The following is a 15,653-nucleotide window of genomic DNA, read 5'->3' as shown; positions in this document are numbered from 1 at the left end:
CCGTCTTCCCCGCGAGAGCGCTTTCACGCGGCGGCCGACGTATGCGTCGTATACAGCAATAGCAGAACGATAAGAAGTTAGCAGGAGACAATGATGTTTAAATCTTTTTTCCCCAAACCGGGGCCGTTTTTTATTTCTGCCTTTATCTGGTCGCTGCTGGCGGTGATCTTTTGGCAGGCGGGCGGCGGCGACTGGCTGCTGCGGGTCACCGGGGCATCGAAGGATGTGGCGATCAGCGCGGCGCGCTTCTGGTCGCTCAACTATCTGGTGTTCTACGCTTACTATCTGTTTTGCGTCGGCGTGTTTGCGCTGTTCTGGTTTGTCTACTGCCCGCATCGCTGGCAGTACTGGTCGATTCTCGGCACGTCGCTCATCATCTTCGTCACCTGGTTTCTGGTGGAAGTGGGGGTGGCGATCAACGCCTGGTATGCGCCGTTCTATGATCTGATCCAGAGCGCGCTGGCCACCCCGCATAAGGTCAGTATCAACCAGTTTTATCATGAGATCGGCATCTTTCTCGGCATCGCGCTCATCGCGGTGATCATCGGCGTGATGAACAACTTTTTCGTCAGCCACTACGTCTTCCGCTGGCGCACGGCGATGAACGAACACTACATGGCCCACTGGCAGCATCTGCGCCATATCGAAGGCGCCGCGCAGCGTGTGCAGGAAGATACCATGCGCTTTGCCTCCACCCTGGAAGATATGGGCGTGAGCTTTATCAACGCGGTGATGACCCTGATTGCCTTCCTGCCGGTGCTGGTGACGCTCTCCGAACACGTTCCCGACCTGCCCATCGTCGGTCACTTGCCGTATGGCCTGGTGATTGCCGCGATCGTCTGGTCGCTGATGGGGACCGGCCTGCTGGCGGTGGTGGGGATTAAGCTGCCGGGTCTGGAGTTTAAAAACCAGCGCGTGGAAGCGGCCTATCGTAAAGAGCTGGTCTACGGCGAGGACGATGAAACCCGCGCCACGCCGCCGACGGTGCGCGAGCTGTTCAGCGCGGTGCGTCGCAACTATTTCCGTCTCTATTTTCACTATATGTACTTCAATATTGCCCGCATTCTCTATCTGCAGGTGGATAACGTTTTCGGCCTTTTCCTGCTGTTTCCGTCGATCGTTGCCGGTACGATTACCCTTGGGCTGATGACGCAAATTACCAACGTTTTCGGCCAGGTGCGCGGTTCGTTCCAGTACCTGATCAGCTCGTGGACGACGCTGGTGGAACTGATGTCCATCTACAAACGTCTGCGCAGCTTTGAGCGCGAACTGGACGGCAAGCCGCTGCAGGAAGCGATCCCGACATTACGTTAATCAAGACAAGGAAGCAGGATGGCCGCACGTTTATCGCGCATTATACCCGGTTCATTGACGCTGCTGGCGGCCGTGGTGCTCAGCGCCTGTACCAGCCAGCAGGCGCCGGTGCTGAAAGAGGGTGAGAAGCCCGTTGACGTGGCGTCGGTGGTGCGGCAGAAAATGCCCGCCAGCGTCAAGGATCGGGAGGCCTGGGCGCAAGCCATCGCCACCGCCTTTGACAGCCAGAAGCTGGCGCCGACGGAAGAGAACGTCTGCTCGGTGCTGGCGGTCGCGCAGCAGGAGTCCAATTATCAGTCCGATCCGGTGGTGCCGGGGCTGAATAAAATCGCCTGGCAGGAGATCGACCGCCGGGCGGAAAAAATGCACATTCCGCTGTTTCTGGTCCATACCGCGCTGAAGATCACCTCGCCAAACGGCAAAAGCTACAGCGACCGTCTGGACAACGTGAAGACGGAAAAGCAGCTGAGCGCTATTTTTGATGACTTTATCGGGATGGTGCCGATGGGGCAGAAGCTGTTCGGCTCCCTGAACCCGGTGCACACCGGCGGCCCAATGCAGGTCAGCATCGCCTTTGCTGAGCAGCATACCTCCGGCTACCCGTGGAAAATGAACGGTACGGTGCGCCAGGAGGTCTTCAGCCTGCGCGGCGGCCTGTGGTTTGGTACCTATCATCTGCTGAACTACCCGGCCAGCTACAGCGTGCCGTTGTACCGTTTTGCCGACTTTAACGCCGGCTGGTATGCCAGCCGTAACGCCGCCTTCCAGAACGCGGTGGTGAAAGCCAGCGGGGTGAAACTGGCGCTCGACGGCGACCTTATCCGCTATGACAGCGATGAGCCGGGCAGCACCGAGCTGGCGGTACGTCGCCTGGCGGGCCAGCTGGGGATGAGCGACAGCGAGATCCACAGCCAGCTGAAAAAGGGCGACAGCCTGGCGTTTGAGAAGACCGACCTCTATCAACAGGTTTTCCGTCTCGCTGATAAAAAAGCGGGCAAAACCCTGCCGCGGGAGATGTTGCCGGGGATCCAGCTTGAGAGTCCGAAAATCACCCGTAATCTGACGACGGCGTGGTTTGCGAAACGGGTCGATGAGCGGCGGGCAAGCTGTATGGCGCGGCGTTAACGGCGCCGACGCCAGCGTACAATGATCGCCAGCAGCCCGATGAACGCGCAGCCGACCAGGAAAGGGATCAGGCCAAAGAGGGTGCCAACGGCGAGACTGATGTCGACCTGCGGACGGCTGGCGTCCTGGGCCTGCATCAGGCGCTCAAACACCCCCGGGGCGTGGATCAGCATGCTGAGCATCTGCGCGCCGGCCCAGCAGCAGATCAGCACGAACAGCCCGTAGGCGACATGGCTGCCGGTCAGCGCCCCTCTTTTTTTATTTCCCAAAAGCGATTTTGAAAAACTGAATTCAGCCATAGGCCCTCCCACCTCTGTACTGCTGGTTTTTTCTCCAGCTCTATGGCAGGTATTCTGGCAGTGCGACGCCGTCGCCAGTATCAGATTGCTGGTAATTGCCCTCCAGGAATAATCCTGTTTTCGCCGTTGTGTTAACCGCGCCACAGGAAGGGAAAAGGGAGACCGGCGTCGCAATCCAGCAACATTCTCCATATCGCTACAGACCGCCGCGGGCGGCTATGCGAAGATGCGTTTTTTGCTGTTGGAGGCCGCATGAAGCTCACTGATAAAATTCGCCGCGACTGGCACTACTACGCGGTGGCGCTGGGGTTAATTTTTATTCTTAATGGCGTGGTGGGGCTGCTGGGGTTTGAGACGCAGGGCTGGCAATCCTACGCCGTCGGTCTGGTCACCTGGGTGATAAGCTTCTGGATTGCGGGCTTTGTGATCCGCCGCCGCCCGGCAGAAGAGGCCTGAGGCCGCCGCTGCCAGGCGGGGTAAAACGCGTTTTAGTTCATGGAGGTTTTCAGCGCCCGGTCCGCGGCATGGCGCTCCAGCGCCAGCTCAATCAGGCGGGTGATCAGACTGGTGTAATCGAGGCCGCTGGCCTGCCACAGCTTCGGATACATACTGATATTGGTGAAGCCCGGCAGGGTGTTGATCTCGTTGATCACCACCTCGTTGTCGGCGGTGAGGAAGACGTCGACGCGGGCCATGCCGCTGCAGCCCAGGGTCTGGTAGGCCTGCACCGCGATAGCGCGGATCTTGTCGTTGATCTCCGGGGCGATAGCGGCCGGGACCACCACCTGCGCGCCCTGGTCGTCGATATACTTGGTGTCGTAAGCGTAAAACTCGCTGTTGAGGACAATTTCACCGCAGGTGCTGGCCTGCGGATGGTCGTTACCCAGCACCGCACACTCAATTTCCCGCCCTTTAATGCCTTGCTCCACCACCACTTTATGGTCAAATTCAAAGGCCAGGGCCACCGCCTGATGGTACTGCTCTTCGTTTTTAACTTTGCTGACGCCAACCGACGATCCCTGGTTGGCCGGCTTAACGAACAGCGGCAGGCCCAGCTTCGCTTCGACATCGGCAAAGCTGAACTGCGCGCGGTTGGCGCGGGTCAGGGTGATAAACGGTGCGACGGCGAGACCGGCGTCGCGCAGCAGGCGTTTGGTCACATCTTTGTCCATACAGGCCGCAGAGCCCAGCACATCGGATCCGACGAAAGGCAGATTGGCCATGCGCAGCATCCCCTGCAGGGAACCGTCTTCGCCCAGCGTGCCGTGGACGATGGGGAAAATTACATCGATGGCCGCCAGCGGCTGACCGCTTTCGGCGTTAATCAGTTGCTGCGCCTCGCGGCCCGGGATCTGCGCCAGGGTCACCGTTGAAGGGCGCAGGGCGATGCGGGCAGGATCCTGAGCGTTGAGCAGGTAGTTGCCGGCGTCGTTGATGTGCCATAGCCCCTGTTTATCAATCCCCAACAGAACCACATCGAAGCGTGATTTATCAATCGCTTCCACGATATTCTTCGCTGACTGCAGCGACACTTCATGCTCTGCCGACTTACCGCCAAAAACGATCCCAACCCTCATCTTTGCCATTTCAACTTCCATCCAGATTACATCAAAGGGCATAACATACCATGTGAAACCGCCGCCTGCCTGCCATAATATTTACCTGATCAATTGACGGGAGCGGGCGTGAGAGGAAAGACGCTGCTGGTGCTGGCCGGGCTGCTCGGCGCGGGCCTTGTGGGATATCGTTATCTGCCGCCACACCTGAATCCGCTGGCGCCGATGGCCCTTGACGATCCCCCGGGCTGGCTGACGTCGTTCAAGCTGCGCAGCCTGACGGCCGACCAGTGCGCCTCCCTGCTGGCGGAGGCCAACCGCCGGCGGCTCATCGCCAGCCAGCCGGTGGCCGACAGCGAGGGCGCCTGCCCGCTGCGTAACGTGGTGCGGGTGGCTAATTTTGGCTCGGTGCAGTTGAGCAGTAGTTTCCTCGCCAGCTGCCCGCTGGCGCTCAGCAGCGCGCTGTACGTCGAGCAACAGGCGAAGCCGCTAACCCGTCAGCTGATGGCCAGCGATCTGCGCCAGATCGATCATCTCGGCAGCTTCGCCTGCCGCAATATCTACCATCGGGAACAGGCGCGGCGTAGTGAACACGCGACGGCGGATGCCCTTGATGTTAGCGGCTTCCGCCTGACGGACGGCAGACGCATCAGCGTCCTGCAGGGCTGGCGCAGAGCTCGCTCTCACCCCTGGCTGGCGGCGCTGTTAAGCAACAGCTGCCCTTACTTCGGCAACGCGCTGGGGCCGGAGTACAACGCGGCGCACGCCAACCATTTTCACTTTGGAATGCGCGGGCAGGGCTTCTGCTTTTGAGCATAAAGCCCTGTGAGCAGCCTGAATGACCAGAAAATGCTTCGTCAGCCTCTCATGCGCAGTCATAAAACACCAAACTCACCGCCAGCGCATCTATGGTAGTACACCAGTGCAATGAAATTGCTAAGCTAGGTAATAATTGGCAAATCATTAATGTATACGCGTAGTTATGGAATCCTGGAAGGTTAATCTTATCTCCGTCTGGTTTGGTTGCTTTTTTACCGGCCTGGCGATCAGTCAAATTCTCCCCTTTTTACCGCTCTACGTCTCCCAGCTGGGCGTCACCTCGCATGAAGCGCTGTCGATGTGGTCGGGGCTGACCTTCAGCGTCACCTTCCTGGTCTCGGCGATCGTCTCGCCGATGTGGGGGAGCCTGGCGGACCGCAAAGGCCGCAAGCTGATGCTGCTGCGCGCCTCGCTGGGAATGGCGATTGCCATTTTACTGCAGGCCTTCGCCACCAACGTCTGGCAGCTGTTTATCCTGCGGGCGATCATGGGCTTAACCTCCGGTTATATCCCTAACGCCATGGCGCTGGTGGCCTCCCAGGTGCCGCGCGAGCGCAGCGGCTGGGCGCTGAGCACCCTGTCGACGGCGCAAATCAGCGGCGTGATCGGCGGGCCGCTGCTGGGCGGCTTCCTGGCGGACCACGTCGGGCTGCGAATGGTCTTTTTTATTACGGCGATCCTGCTGACCATCAGTTTTCTGGTGACCCTGTTTCTGATTAAAGAGGGCGTTCGCCCGCAGGTCAGCAAAAGCGATCGTCTCACCGGGAAACAGGTCTTTGCCTCCTTGCCCTATCCGGGGCTGGTAATCAGCCTCTTTTTCACCACTCTGGTGATCCAGTTGTGCAACGGCTCAATCGGCCCGATTCTGGCGCTGTTTATCAAGTCGATGGCGCCGGACAGCAACAATATCGCTTTTCTGGCCGGGATGATCGCCGCGGTGCCCGGGGTGTCGGCGCTGATCTCTGCGCCACGGCTGGGTAAGCTTGGCGACCGCATCGGCACCTCACGGATCCTGCTGGCGACGCTCTGCTGCGCGGTGGTGATGTTCTTCGCCATGTCCTTTGTCACCACCCCGCTGCAATTAGGTACGCTGCGTTTTCTGCTCGGCTTTGCCGATGGCGCGATGCTTCCGGCGGTGCAGACCCTGCTGCTGAAATACAGCAGCGACAGCGTCACCGGGCGCATCTTTGGCTATAACCAGTCGTTTATGTATCTTGGCAACGTCGCCGGGCCGCTAATTGGCGCTTCCGTATCAGCGATGGCCGGCTTCCGCTGGGTGTTTATTGCTACCGCCATTATCGTTTTCATTAACCTCTGGCAACTGGCATGGATGCTGCGCCGTACCCGCCGGGCGAATGCCTGAACCTCTGCTGACGGTATTTAACGCAATACCGTCAGCGTTATTCAACGTCGGTCGATTTACCATTACTTTTTGTTATCGCCATTGCGTGAGCGCTATTCCATTTTATTATTTCCGACATCATTTAGTTATAAACAGCCCCGGTTGTGATTAAACAATACTATTTATAGTGGTATTTTGTTGTGGTAAAACGTTTCGCTGTATATTGGGTGTTGCGACGATTCTTATTTTAAGTAATTCTGGGGTCCGTCATCAGGTATGACATCTCAATCGAAAAACAGGCCTCGCATAAGGAACTGGTGCTATGAAGAATCTCATTGCTGAGTTACTGGTTAAACTGGCGCAAAAAGAAGAAGAAGCAAAGGAACTGACGGTGCAGGTTGAAGCGCTGGAGATCGTGGTCACCGCATTATTGCGCCATATGGAGCACGATGCCCAGCAGGCATTGATTCAGGATATTGAGCAGGCGATAGACCAGGTGACGCCTTGTCCGCCGGTCAACGACCAGGATGCCATCCTGCTGCAGCAATATCTAAAGAAGCTGTTGCGGCATCCTCGTAGCTAATCTTTGCGACGCGACAAGGATGCCGTCATTTTTCTGTCATCTCCCTTTTATAAAGTCTCCCACGTTTTGTTTTTTTAAGTATTTTTTACATGGAGATGACAAAAGTGAAATTAAGCGCCCTGTTTATTGCCCTGCTGCCTCTGCTGGGCTCGCCGGTTATTCATGCGGAAACCACGACCGCGCCGGTTCTGGAAAATCGCGCTGCCCAGGGAGATATCACCACTCCCGGCGGCGCGCGTCGTTTAACGGGCGATCAAACCGAAGCGCTGCGCGCCTCGATAATCAATAAGCCGGCCAAAAACATTATCTTGCTGATTGGCGATGGGATGGGCGATTCTGAAATTACCGCTGCGCGAAATTATGCGGAAGGGGCGGGCGGTTTCTTTAAAGGCATTGACGCCCTGCCGTTAACCGGGCAGTACACGCACTATTCGCTGGATAAAAAAACCGGTAAACCGGACTACGTCACCGACTCGGCGGCCTCCGCCACCGCCTGGACCACCGGCGTGAAGACCTATAACGGCGCGCTGGGCGTCGATATTCATGAGAACGCGCATCAGACCATCCTCGAACTGGCGAAAGCGGCGGGACTGGCCACCGGCAACGTTTCCACCGCCGAGCTGCAGGACGCTACCCCCGCGGCGCTGGTGGCGCATGTGACATCGCGTAAATGCTACGGCCCTACGGTTACCAGCGAAAAATGCCCCAGCAATGCGCTGGAGAAAGGGGGCAAAGGCTCCATTACCGAACAGCTGCTGAACGCCCGGCCGGATGTCACCCTGGGCGGCGGCGCGAAGACTTTTGCCGAAACGGCGACGGCGGGCGAGTGGCAGGGCAAAACCCTGCGTGAGCAGGCGGAAGCGCGCGGCTACCAGATTGTGACCGACGCGGCCTCTCTTGCCGCCGCGACGGAAGCCAGCCAGGATAAACCGCTGCTGGGACTCTTCGCCGACGGCAATATGCCGGTACGCTGGGAAGGGCCCAAGGCGTCTTATCACGGTAATATCGATAAGCCGCCGGTAACCTGTACCCCAAACCCGAAACGCGACGCCTCGGTGCCGACGCTGGCGCAGATGACGGAGAAAGCGATTGACCTGCTGAGCCGCCACGAGAAAGGCTTCTTCCTGCAGGTGGAAGGTGCCTCCATCGATAAGCAGGATCATGCGGCGAATCCGTGCGGCCAGATCGGCGAAACGGTTGATCTCGACGAGGCGGTGCAGAAGGCGCTGGAATTTGCCAAAAAAGACGGCAATACCCTGGTGATCGTCACCGCCGACCATGCGCACGCCAGCCAGATCATCCCGGCGGATAGCAAAGCCCCGGGCCTGACTCAGGCTCTGAATACTCACGATGGCGCAGTGATGGTCATGAGCTACGGCAACTCAGAGGAAGAGTCGATGGAGCACACCGGCACCCAGCTGCGCATTGCGGCCTACGGTCCGCATGCGGCTAACGTCGTCGGCCTGACCGATCAGACCGACCTCTTCTCAACTATGAAAGCTGCCCTGAGTCTGAAATAAGTCGCTGCCGGTGGCGAAATCGCGTCACCGGCTGGTTTTTTTTCTATCTGCGTCCAGACTTACAACGATCCACTCACAGAAGGATGGTGCGATGAAAATAACCTTACTGATGACCCTACTGTTTGGCTTGATCTTTATCAGCGCGGTTGGCGCGGCAGAAAAAACGCCCACTCCTCAGCAGCAAAGGATGACGGACTGCAATCAGCAAGCGTCAGCCAAAACGCTGAAAGGGGAGGAGCGCAAAACCTTTATGAGTCAGTGCCTCAAAAAAGAGACCACGACCTCGCAAGGAAAGCCCCTCACGCCCCAACAGCAGAAGATGAGCGACTGCAACAAAGCGGCTTCGGCAAAATCACTGAAGGGCGATGAACGCAGTACCTTCATGAGTAGCTGCCTGAAGAAAGCCTGAAAAAAAGGGAGCGCACGCGCTCCCTTGTTCTTTGACCTCTCAGGGCTTGCAGCCCGCCAGCTCAGCTTCAGGAGCGGCTCAGCTTCTCTGATTTTTCCATGCACTGGCTGATGGCTTCGATCACCGCGGAGCGGAAGCCTTTTTCTTCCAGCACGCGCACGGCTTCGATGGTGGTCCCGCCAGGAGAGCAGACCATATCTTTCAGCGCTCCCGGATGCTCACCGCTCTCCAGCACCATTTTGGCAGAGCCCATCACCGCCTGCGCGGCGAATTTGTAGGCCTGGGCGCGCGGCATCCCGCCGAGGACGGCGGCATCGGCCATCGCTTCGATAAACATGAAGACATAGGCCGGCGCGGAGCCGCTCACACCCACCACCGGATGGATCATCGGCTCGGCAATTTGCTCCGCCTGGCCAAAGCAGCGGAAAATGGTCAACACTTCGGCCACATCTTCGCTGCTCACCAGCGCGTTTGGCGTAACGGAGGTCATGCCGGCGTTAACCAGCGACGGGGTATTGGGCATCGCGCGAATAATTTTGCGATCGTGGCCGAGCGCGCGCGCCAGCTGGTCAAGCGTGACGCCGGCGGCGATGGAGACCACCAGCGACTCTTTATTCAGGCTGGAGGCGATATCGCCCAGCACTTTGGTCATGATCCCCGGCTTCACCGCGCCGAAGACGATATCGGCAATTTGCGCCACTTCCTGGGCGCTATCGGCGGCGTTGATGCCGTACTGGTCGCGCAGAGCCGCAACCTTGTCCGGCGACGGGGTGTAGACCCAAATTTGTCCCGGCTGTACCTGGCCGCTGGCGATCAGTCCACCCAGAATGGCCTTACCCATATTGCCGCAGCCGATAAAGCCAATTTTCTTATCCATCACCATTCCCCTCTGCTTTTTTCGTTACGATCTGATTAGCTTATCATCCTGGCGCTTTCATGGGGGAGAAAAGCAGGTAACATTGGCGACACTTATTGCAGGTAACAGGAGCTGGCATGGCCATTTGGGTGGATGCAGACGCGTGTCCGAACGTGATTAAAGAGATATTGTTCCGCGCGGCAGAGCGGACCCAGACGCCGCTGACGCTGGTGGCGAACCAGCCGCTGCGCGTACCGCCGTCGCGTTTCATCCGCACCCTGCGGGTTGAGCAGGGTTTTGACGTGGCGGATAACGAAATCGTCCGTCAGTGCGCGGCGGGGGATTTAGTGATCACCGCCGATATTCCGCTGGCTGCGGAGGTGCTGGCGAAGGGCGGGGCGGCGCTCAATCCGCGCGGAGAGCGCTACAGCGAAGCGACGATCCGCGAGCGGTTGACGATGCGGGATTTTATGGAGACATTACGGGCCAGCGGCGTTCAGACCGGCGGCCCGGATAGTTTATCGCAGCGCGATCGGCAACAGTTTGCCGCCGAGCTGGAGAAGTGGTTGCTGGCGGTTAAACGTCAGCAGGGTTAAACCCAACTGTCGTCATCGCTGCCAATATCATCATCGCCAAAGCCGGCGTCGAAGTCGTCGTTCCAGGTGTTGTCGGCAAGGAACTGATCGTCTCCCTGACGGAACGGATCGTCACCCGCGGCGGTCTCCTGTGCGGCGGGGGCGTCAGCATCAGGCTGCGGCTTCTCTTCGATGATATTCACAATCTCCTGCGGGTGCGAGCCGCTGAACATACTGGTCAGCATATTGCCCAGCACCACCCCGCCCGCTACGCCTGCGGCCGTTTGCAGCGCGCCCGCCATAAAGCCGCCGCCGCGTGCGGCAGCCTGCGGGGCATAGCTCTGCTGCTGCTGTGGGGCATACTGCGGCTGTGAGCTGGCCTGCGGGCGACCGTATTGCTCCGCGCCCGGGATCGGGTCAGAACCGCGTGACGAGCCGCCGCCGCCAAACAGGCCGGAGAGGAAACCGCCGCTGCTGGGCTTCGCCGCCTGCAGCTGGCTGACCTGGCTCTCCAGCGCCTGGATGCGATCGTTGAGCTGTTTAATCGCGGCTTCCTGGATAAGGATGGTTTGCGCCATATAGTAGGGGGCAGCCGGCTGCGCGCTCACGTGTTGGGCAATCCGCTCCTCGGCGCTGGCATCGCGCGATGCACTGTGCGCCTCAGCCTCTTTCAGCCGGGAAAACAGTCCATCAATAAGGCGTTGTTCTTCAGATTGCATGTTACATTCCTCTGTCACACTGTCGAATAGGCATCAGGGTGCGTCTGAAACACGATGTTGTAAATATGTTGCTTCGTAAAGCTATGCATAAATGTGTTACCGTTTACGCCAGCAGTGGATAAAAAATAACGCCAGGCAGAAAAGTAAAGCTGGTTAAACACCAAATGCAATGATAAGTTTACATCAAGAGCCCTTTGCCTCACTGCGGTGATGGGGTGTAAAGAAGTTGTGTAACGTTTTATTTACGAATACGTTGCGGAACAGACAGCGATAATACGTTCTTTCGTTTTCCTTTTTTTGCGACAGACGGAACCAGGGGGTCTTCGGTTATGACACAGCCAATCTTTCTCATCGGGCCACGCGGCTGCGGTAAAACCACCGTCGGCCATGCGCTGGCGCGAGCGCGACATTTTCAGTTCTCCGATACCGATCATCGGCTGCAGGCCCATGAGCAGCGGACGGTGGCGGAGATCGTGCAGGCGGAAGGGTGGGCGCGCTTTCGCGAGCTGGAGACCCTGTCGCTAAAGGCCGTGACCCTGCCGAATACGGTGATCGCCACCGGCGGCGGCATCATCCTCGCGGAATGTAACCGTCAGTTTATGCGGGAGAATGGCGTGGTGATTTATCTTCAGGCGTCGGTGTCGGCGCTGATTGACCGTCTGGAAGCCTACCCGAAAGCCGAACAACGGCCGACGCTCACCGGGAAACCGGTGCGTGAGGAAGTGGGCGAGGTGCTGGCGCAGCGTGAAGCGTTATACCGTGATGCTGCCCATCATATTGTCGATGCTACAGCCTCCCCGGATCGGGTGGTGGAGCAAATTATGACCATGCTGTGCGGCGCGACGGCAGCTCCGGTAAGTTAAGAATTTACTTACATTAAGGCGGCGAGGGGCGCCTATACTTGATAGTTCTGATACCGGAAGAAGGAAGAACTATGCCAAACAGACCCCCATATCCGAGAGAAGCGCGCGTGGTTGCGGTAGAGAAAGGTCCTCAGGGTCAGACGGTGACCTGGTATCAACTCCGCGCGGACTATCCTGAGCCCGATTCGCTAATCAGCGAACATCCTACCGAGCAGGAAGCCGTGGATGCCAAGCGGCGTTATGAAGATCCCGACAAGTCTTAACCCCTGAGCCCGGATTGCCTGTCCTGCGGGCAATATCGGGCGTATCTCACATTTTTTATTTATCAGTCGTACTAATGAATTTCTAACACACGGATTTTTCAGGCACGCCGCCGCTGCCCGGTAATCTTTACATTCAACCGCGGCGTGGAGCTGCTACGCTTCTCGACGGTTGATTTTTACTCACCAAGGGGGCGAATGCTGTGTGTGGTAAGCCTGTGTTGAAGCAGTGGTAGTGAAAAGGTACATGATATGAGTAGTGCAACGATGGCAATTTTGACCATCGGCGTTGTGCCGCTGGCGGGAGTATTACCGCTCCTGACCGAACATATCAGGGAAGAACAGATCGCTCACATCAGCCTGCTGGGCGAGATGACGCGTGACGACGTGATGGCAGAGTACGCCGTGGGTGACGGCGAACAGGGTCTGTTGACCTTGCTCAGCGATAACCAGCTGGTGATGGTGTCGCGACAAAAAATTGAACGTGATGTTCGCAGCGTGATCGCCATGCTGGATCGACAGCATTTTGATGTGATCCTGCTGCTCAGCTCCGAACAGCTGACCGGTTTTACCACCCACCACGCGATCCTCCTCGAGCCGCAGCGGATCATTCCGCCGCTGGTGGCGTCGATCGTCGATGGGCACCAGGTCGGGGTGATCGTGCCGGTGGAAGAGATCATGCCCATGCAGCGACAAAAGTGGCATTCACTGGAGAAGTCACCGTACTACGCGTTGGCCAACCCGTTTACCGGTAGCGACAGTGAGCTGTTAACCGCCGGTAAAGCGCTGCTGGAGCAGGGGGCCGACGTGCTGGTCCTCGACTGTCTCGGTTACTATCAGCATCATCGCGATGTGTTACAAAAAGCCCTTGATGTCCCGGTTTTGCTGTCGAATGTGCTGGTTTCCCGACTGGCGGCAGAACTATTAGTCTAATGTGTTAATTTCACGTGACAGGGGCAAGGAGCGCCCCCTATATTGAGCCTTTCAACGACGATCAGAAGGGCTTGTTTATGCTTCAAAGCAATGAATACTTTGACGGAAAAGTGAAATCCATTGGCTTCACCAGCAGCAGTACCGGTCGCGCCAGCGTTGGCGTGATGGCGGAAGGGGAATACACCTTTGGTACGGCGCAGCCGGAAGAGATGACGGTGGTCAGCGGGGCGCTGAATGTCCTGCTGCCGGGTGAGACTGAGTGGAAAGTTTACGCCGCCGGCGAAGCCTTCAATGTGCCAGGCAACAGCGAATTCCATCTGCAGGTGGCTGAGCCAACCTCCTATCTGTGCCGCTATCTGTAAGTCAGCGTAACGCCCGGCGCTTGCCGCCGGGTTGTATTTTTCTTTCCTGCCAGGCAGGAAAGAAAGCGGCGCTTAGCGCTGCGCTTCGCCGCCGAGCCCTTCCACCAGGCTTTGGATCAGGGCAGCCAGTTCGCCGGTCATTAAGATAAAGTCGGCGTCAAAGCGCTGGGCGAAATCTTCCCGATCGATATCTTCGTTTTGGTCGCGTAATTCATCGCAGAACTTGAGGCGCTTAATTGACGCGTCGTCGCAGATCACAAACTGAATACGCTGCTGCCAGTCCAGCGCCAGCTTGGTGACGACCTTCCCGGCCTCAATGTGCACAGCGATTTCGTCGCTGACCAGATCCTGCTTCTTGGCGCGGATCACGCCGCCATCTTCCAGCATCGCTTTCAGCTCGGCTTCGTCCAGCAGCTGGAAGCCCTGCGCTACGGTGCCGGAGCGGACCCACTCGGTCAGCGTCAGCTCGATCGGATTCTCCAGGGTCAGCGGCACCACCGGCAGCGAGCCGAGGGTTTTACGCAGCAGGGCCAGGGTATCTTCCGCTTTCTTCGCGCTGGCGCAGTCCACCATGATCAGGCCGTTGACGGTGTCGATCCACATCATCGTCTGGCTGAAGCGGCTGAAGGCGCGCGGCAGCAGCGAGTGCAGCACTTCATCTTTCAGGGAATCTTTCTCAGTCTTCTTCAGCTTGCGCCCCTGATCGGCTTCGAGCTTCTGGATCTTCGCCTCCAGCGCCTGCTTGATCACCGGCGACGGCAGGATCTTTTCTTCTTTACGCGCGCAGATAATGATCTGGCCGTTCGCCGTATGCGTCAGCGCGTCGCTGTGCGATCCCATCGGCGATACCCAACCGGTTTTCGCCATATCCTGGCTGCCACAAGGGGTAAATGTCAGCTCGGCCAGCTGTTTTTCCATCTCCTCGGCGCGCAATTCGATATCGCGGCTGAGACGGTAAACCATTAAATTTTTGAACCACAGCATGATAATTTCCACGGCTTTGTCGTTAAATCAGGCGGGCATGATAGCGAATTGTCGCTATGCTTGCATTGTTAATCGGGGTGAGGAGCTGAGCGTGCGTATTGGTATTGATTTAGGTGGTACAAAAACCGAAGTGATAGCCCTGAGCGACCAGGGAGAGCAGTTGTTTCGCCATCGGTTACCCACGCCGCGGGAGGATTACCGGCAAACCATCGAGACTATCGCTACCCTGGTGGCGATGGCCGAGCAGGCGACCGGACAGCGTGGCACCGTGGGGATGGGGATCCCGGGCTCGATTTCGCCCTATACCGGGGTAGTGAAAAACGCCAACTCGACCTGGCTCAACGGCCAGCCCTTTGACAAGGACCTCAGCCTGCGCCTTGACCGCGAAGTTCGGCTGGCTAACGACGCCAACTGTCTGGCGGTGTCGGAAGCGGTGGACGGCGCGGCGGCGGGGGCGCAAACGGTGTTCGCGGTTATTATCGGCACCGGCTGCGGCGCGGGCGTAGCGCTCAACGGGCGGGCGCATATCGGCGGCAACGGTAACGCCGGCGAGTGGGGACATAACCCATTGCCGTGGATGAACGACGATGAGCTGCGCTACCGTGCGGAAGTGCCTTGCTACTGCGGTAAACAGGGGTGTATCGAAACCTTTATCTCCGGCACCGGCTTTGCCACTGACTATCAGCGGCTGAGCGGCAAGGGGTTAAGCGGCAGCGAGATTATGCGCCTGGTGGGTGAAGGTGACGAAAAAGCCGAACTGGCGCTGAGCCGCTATGAACAGCGGCTGGCGAAATCGCTCGCCCACGTGGTGAACATCCTCGATCCGGACGTCATCGTGCTGGGCGGCGGGATGAGCAACGTCGAGCGGCTTTATCAGACGGTGCCGGACCTGGTGAAACAGTGGGTCTTCGGCGGCGAGTGTGAAACGCCGATCCGTAAAGCGATGCACGGCGACTCCAGCGGAGTACGCGGCGCGGCATGGCTGTGGCCGCTGCAGGGGACCTGAACCACTCCCCTCACCCCGGCCCTCTCCTGGAGGGAGAGGGGGAAGGCGGCGTCGGTGGTTGGGGGTGTGGCAGGAACCCCCGGTCTCTTGCGGGGAGAGGGGTAATCGCAACAGCGTACGAAACGGAA

At 58.3% G+C, this 15,653-nt stretch carries 19 protein-coding genes; 14 read left to right on the top strand and 5 right to left on the bottom strand.

Annotated features, from left to right (window positions below):
• The first annotated feature begins 93 nt into the window (after positions 1–93).
• On the top strand, positions 94–1,314 hold the full coding sequence (sbmA, locus tag ACLH1I_RS09320) for a peptide antibiotic transporter SbmA (RefSeq protein WP_004204884.1): 1,221 nt from the start codon (positions 94–96) through the stop codon (positions 1,312–1,314).
• 18 nt (positions 1,315–1,332) lie between these two features.
• Positions 1,333–2,439, top strand: a complete 1,107-nt coding sequence (locus ACLH1I_RS09315) for a DUF1615 domain-containing protein (RefSeq protein ID WP_017898945.1) — start codon at positions 1,333–1,335, stop codon at positions 2,437–2,439.
• On the opposite strand, the gene ACLH1I_RS09310 is transcribed toward ACLH1I_RS09315, so the two are convergent.
• Positions 2,436–2,738, bottom strand: coding sequence for a YaiY family protein (locus tag ACLH1I_RS09310; protein WP_017898944.1), 303 nt, complete (start codon positions 2,736–2,738; stop codon positions 2,436–2,438). The genes ACLH1I_RS09315 and ACLH1I_RS09310 overlap by 4 nt on opposite strands.
• A 252-nt stretch (positions 2,739–2,990) precedes the next feature.
• Here ACLH1I_RS09310 and ACLH1I_RS09305 point away from each other — a divergent pair, with 252 nt between their 5' ends.
• Positions 2,991–3,194 carry a DUF2754 family protein gene (locus ACLH1I_RS09305; RefSeq protein WP_004204881.1) on the top strand — a complete coding sequence of 68 codons (204 nt, stop codon included), beginning with the start codon at positions 2,991–2,993 and terminating at the stop codon, positions 3,192–3,194.
• Between the two features lie 32 nt (positions 3,195–3,226).
• Here ACLH1I_RS09305 and ddlA read toward each other — a convergent pair whose 3' ends face one another.
• A complete protein-coding gene (gene ddlA / locus ACLH1I_RS09300) occupies positions 3,227–4,324 on the bottom strand; it encodes a D-alanine--D-alanine ligase (protein WP_004151348.1) in 1,098 nt (365 codons plus the stop codon).
• A 99-nt stretch (positions 4,325–4,423) separates the two neighbouring features.
• On the opposite strand from ddlA, the gene ACLH1I_RS09295 reads away from it, so the two are divergent.
• From ACLH1I_RS09295 to ACLH1I_RS09275, 5 genes are all read left to right on the top strand, one after another.
• Complete coding sequence (locus ACLH1I_RS09295; protein ID WP_198079549.1) at positions 4,424–5,107, top strand: extensin family protein; 684 nt, start codon at positions 4,424–4,426, stop codon at positions 5,105–5,107.
• Between the two features lie 169 nt (positions 5,108–5,276).
• Entirely contained in the window at positions 5,277–6,476 is a 1,200-nt protein-coding gene (locus ACLH1I_RS09290; protein ID WP_004204877.1) for a multidrug efflux MFS transporter, read from the top strand.
• 301 nt (positions 6,477–6,777) lie between these two features.
• Entirely contained in the window at positions 6,778–7,038 is a 261-nt protein-coding gene (gene iraP / locus ACLH1I_RS09285; RefSeq protein ID WP_004204875.1) for an anti-adapter protein IraP, read from the top strand.
• Between the two features lie 89 nt (positions 7,039–7,127).
• Positions 7,128–8,558 carry an alkaline phosphatase gene (gene phoA, locus ACLH1I_RS09280; protein ID WP_025999123.1) on the top strand — a complete coding sequence of 477 codons (1,431 nt, stop codon included), beginning with the start codon at positions 7,128–7,130 and terminating at the stop codon, positions 8,556–8,558.
• A 91-nt stretch (positions 8,559–8,649) separates the two neighbouring features.
• Positions 8,650–8,967: a PsiF family protein gene (locus tag ACLH1I_RS09275; protein WP_004204873.1), complete on the top strand. Its 318-nt coding sequence runs from the start codon at positions 8,650–8,652 to the stop codon at positions 8,965–8,967.
• Positions 8,968–9,034: 67 nt separating this feature from the next.
• Here the strand turns inward: ACLH1I_RS09275 and proC are convergent, their stop codons facing one another.
• Positions 9,035–9,844: a pyrroline-5-carboxylate reductase gene (gene proC, locus ACLH1I_RS09270; RefSeq protein WP_004204871.1), complete on the bottom strand. Its 810-nt coding sequence runs from the start codon at positions 9,842–9,844 to the stop codon at positions 9,035–9,037.
• 116 nt (positions 9,845–9,960) lie between these two features.
• Here proC and ACLH1I_RS09265 point away from each other — a divergent pair, with 116 nt between their 5' ends.
• The gene (locus tag ACLH1I_RS09265; protein WP_004204870.1) at positions 9,961–10,419 is read left to right on the top strand and encodes a YaiI/YqxD family protein; all 459 of its coding nucleotides are present in this window, start codon (positions 9,961–9,963) and stop codon (positions 10,417–10,419) included.
• On the opposite strand, the gene ACLH1I_RS09260 is transcribed toward ACLH1I_RS09265, so the two are convergent.
• On the bottom strand, positions 10,416–11,117 hold the full coding sequence (locus tag ACLH1I_RS09260) for a DUF2076 domain-containing protein (RefSeq protein WP_004204868.1): 702 nt from the start codon (positions 11,115–11,117) through the stop codon (positions 10,416–10,418). The genes ACLH1I_RS09265 and ACLH1I_RS09260 overlap by 4 nt on opposite strands.
• 329 nt (positions 11,118–11,446) lie before the next feature.
• Here ACLH1I_RS09260 and aroL point away from each other — a divergent pair, with 329 nt between their 5' ends.
• The 4 genes from aroL (at position 11,447) to ppnP (ending at position 13,535) form a co-directional block, all read left to right on the top strand.
• Positions 11,447–11,980 (top strand): shikimate kinase AroL, encoded by a 534-nt coding sequence (gene aroL / locus ACLH1I_RS09255; protein WP_023319827.1) that lies wholly within the window; start codon positions 11,447–11,449, stop codon positions 11,978–11,980.
• A 71-nt stretch (positions 11,981–12,051) separates the two neighbouring features.
• A complete protein-coding gene (locus ACLH1I_RS09250) occupies positions 12,052–12,243 on the top strand; it encodes a YaiA family protein (RefSeq protein WP_002890278.1) in 192 nt (63 codons plus the stop codon).
• Between the two features lie 249 nt (positions 12,244–12,492).
• Positions 12,493–13,173 (top strand): AroM family protein, encoded by a 681-nt coding sequence (locus ACLH1I_RS09245; RefSeq protein WP_072096489.1) that lies wholly within the window; start codon positions 12,493–12,495, stop codon positions 13,171–13,173.
• A gap of 77 nt (positions 13,174–13,250) precedes the next feature.
• Positions 13,251–13,535 carry a pyrimidine/purine nucleoside phosphorylase gene (gene ppnP / locus ACLH1I_RS09240; protein ID WP_004204865.1) on the top strand — a complete coding sequence of 95 codons (285 nt, stop codon included), beginning with the start codon at positions 13,251–13,253 and terminating at the stop codon, positions 13,533–13,535.
• 72 nt (positions 13,536–13,607) lie between these two features.
• On the opposite strand, the gene rdgC is transcribed toward ppnP, so the two are convergent.
• Entirely contained in the window at positions 13,608–14,519 is a 912-nt protein-coding gene (gene rdgC / locus ACLH1I_RS09235) for a recombination-associated protein RdgC (RefSeq protein WP_002890285.1), read from the bottom strand.
• Between the two features lie 91 nt (positions 14,520–14,610).
• Between rdgC and mak the strand changes: the two genes are divergently transcribed.
• Entirely contained in the window at positions 14,611–15,525 is a 915-nt protein-coding gene (gene mak / locus ACLH1I_RS09230; RefSeq protein WP_004204864.1) for a fructokinase, read from the top strand.
• Positions 15,526–15,653 lie beyond the last annotated feature (128 nt).

This window comes from Klebsiella sp. 1SOBk10mer, assembly GCF_046602535.1.
In the GTDB taxonomy this organism is placed as follows: domain Bacteria; phylum Pseudomonadota; class Gammaproteobacteria; order Enterobacterales; family Enterobacteriaceae; genus Klebsiella; species Klebsiella quasipneumoniae.
The sequence above is the reverse complement of the archived record's forward strand: the minus strand, read 5'-3'. Positions and strand labels throughout refer to the sequence as shown.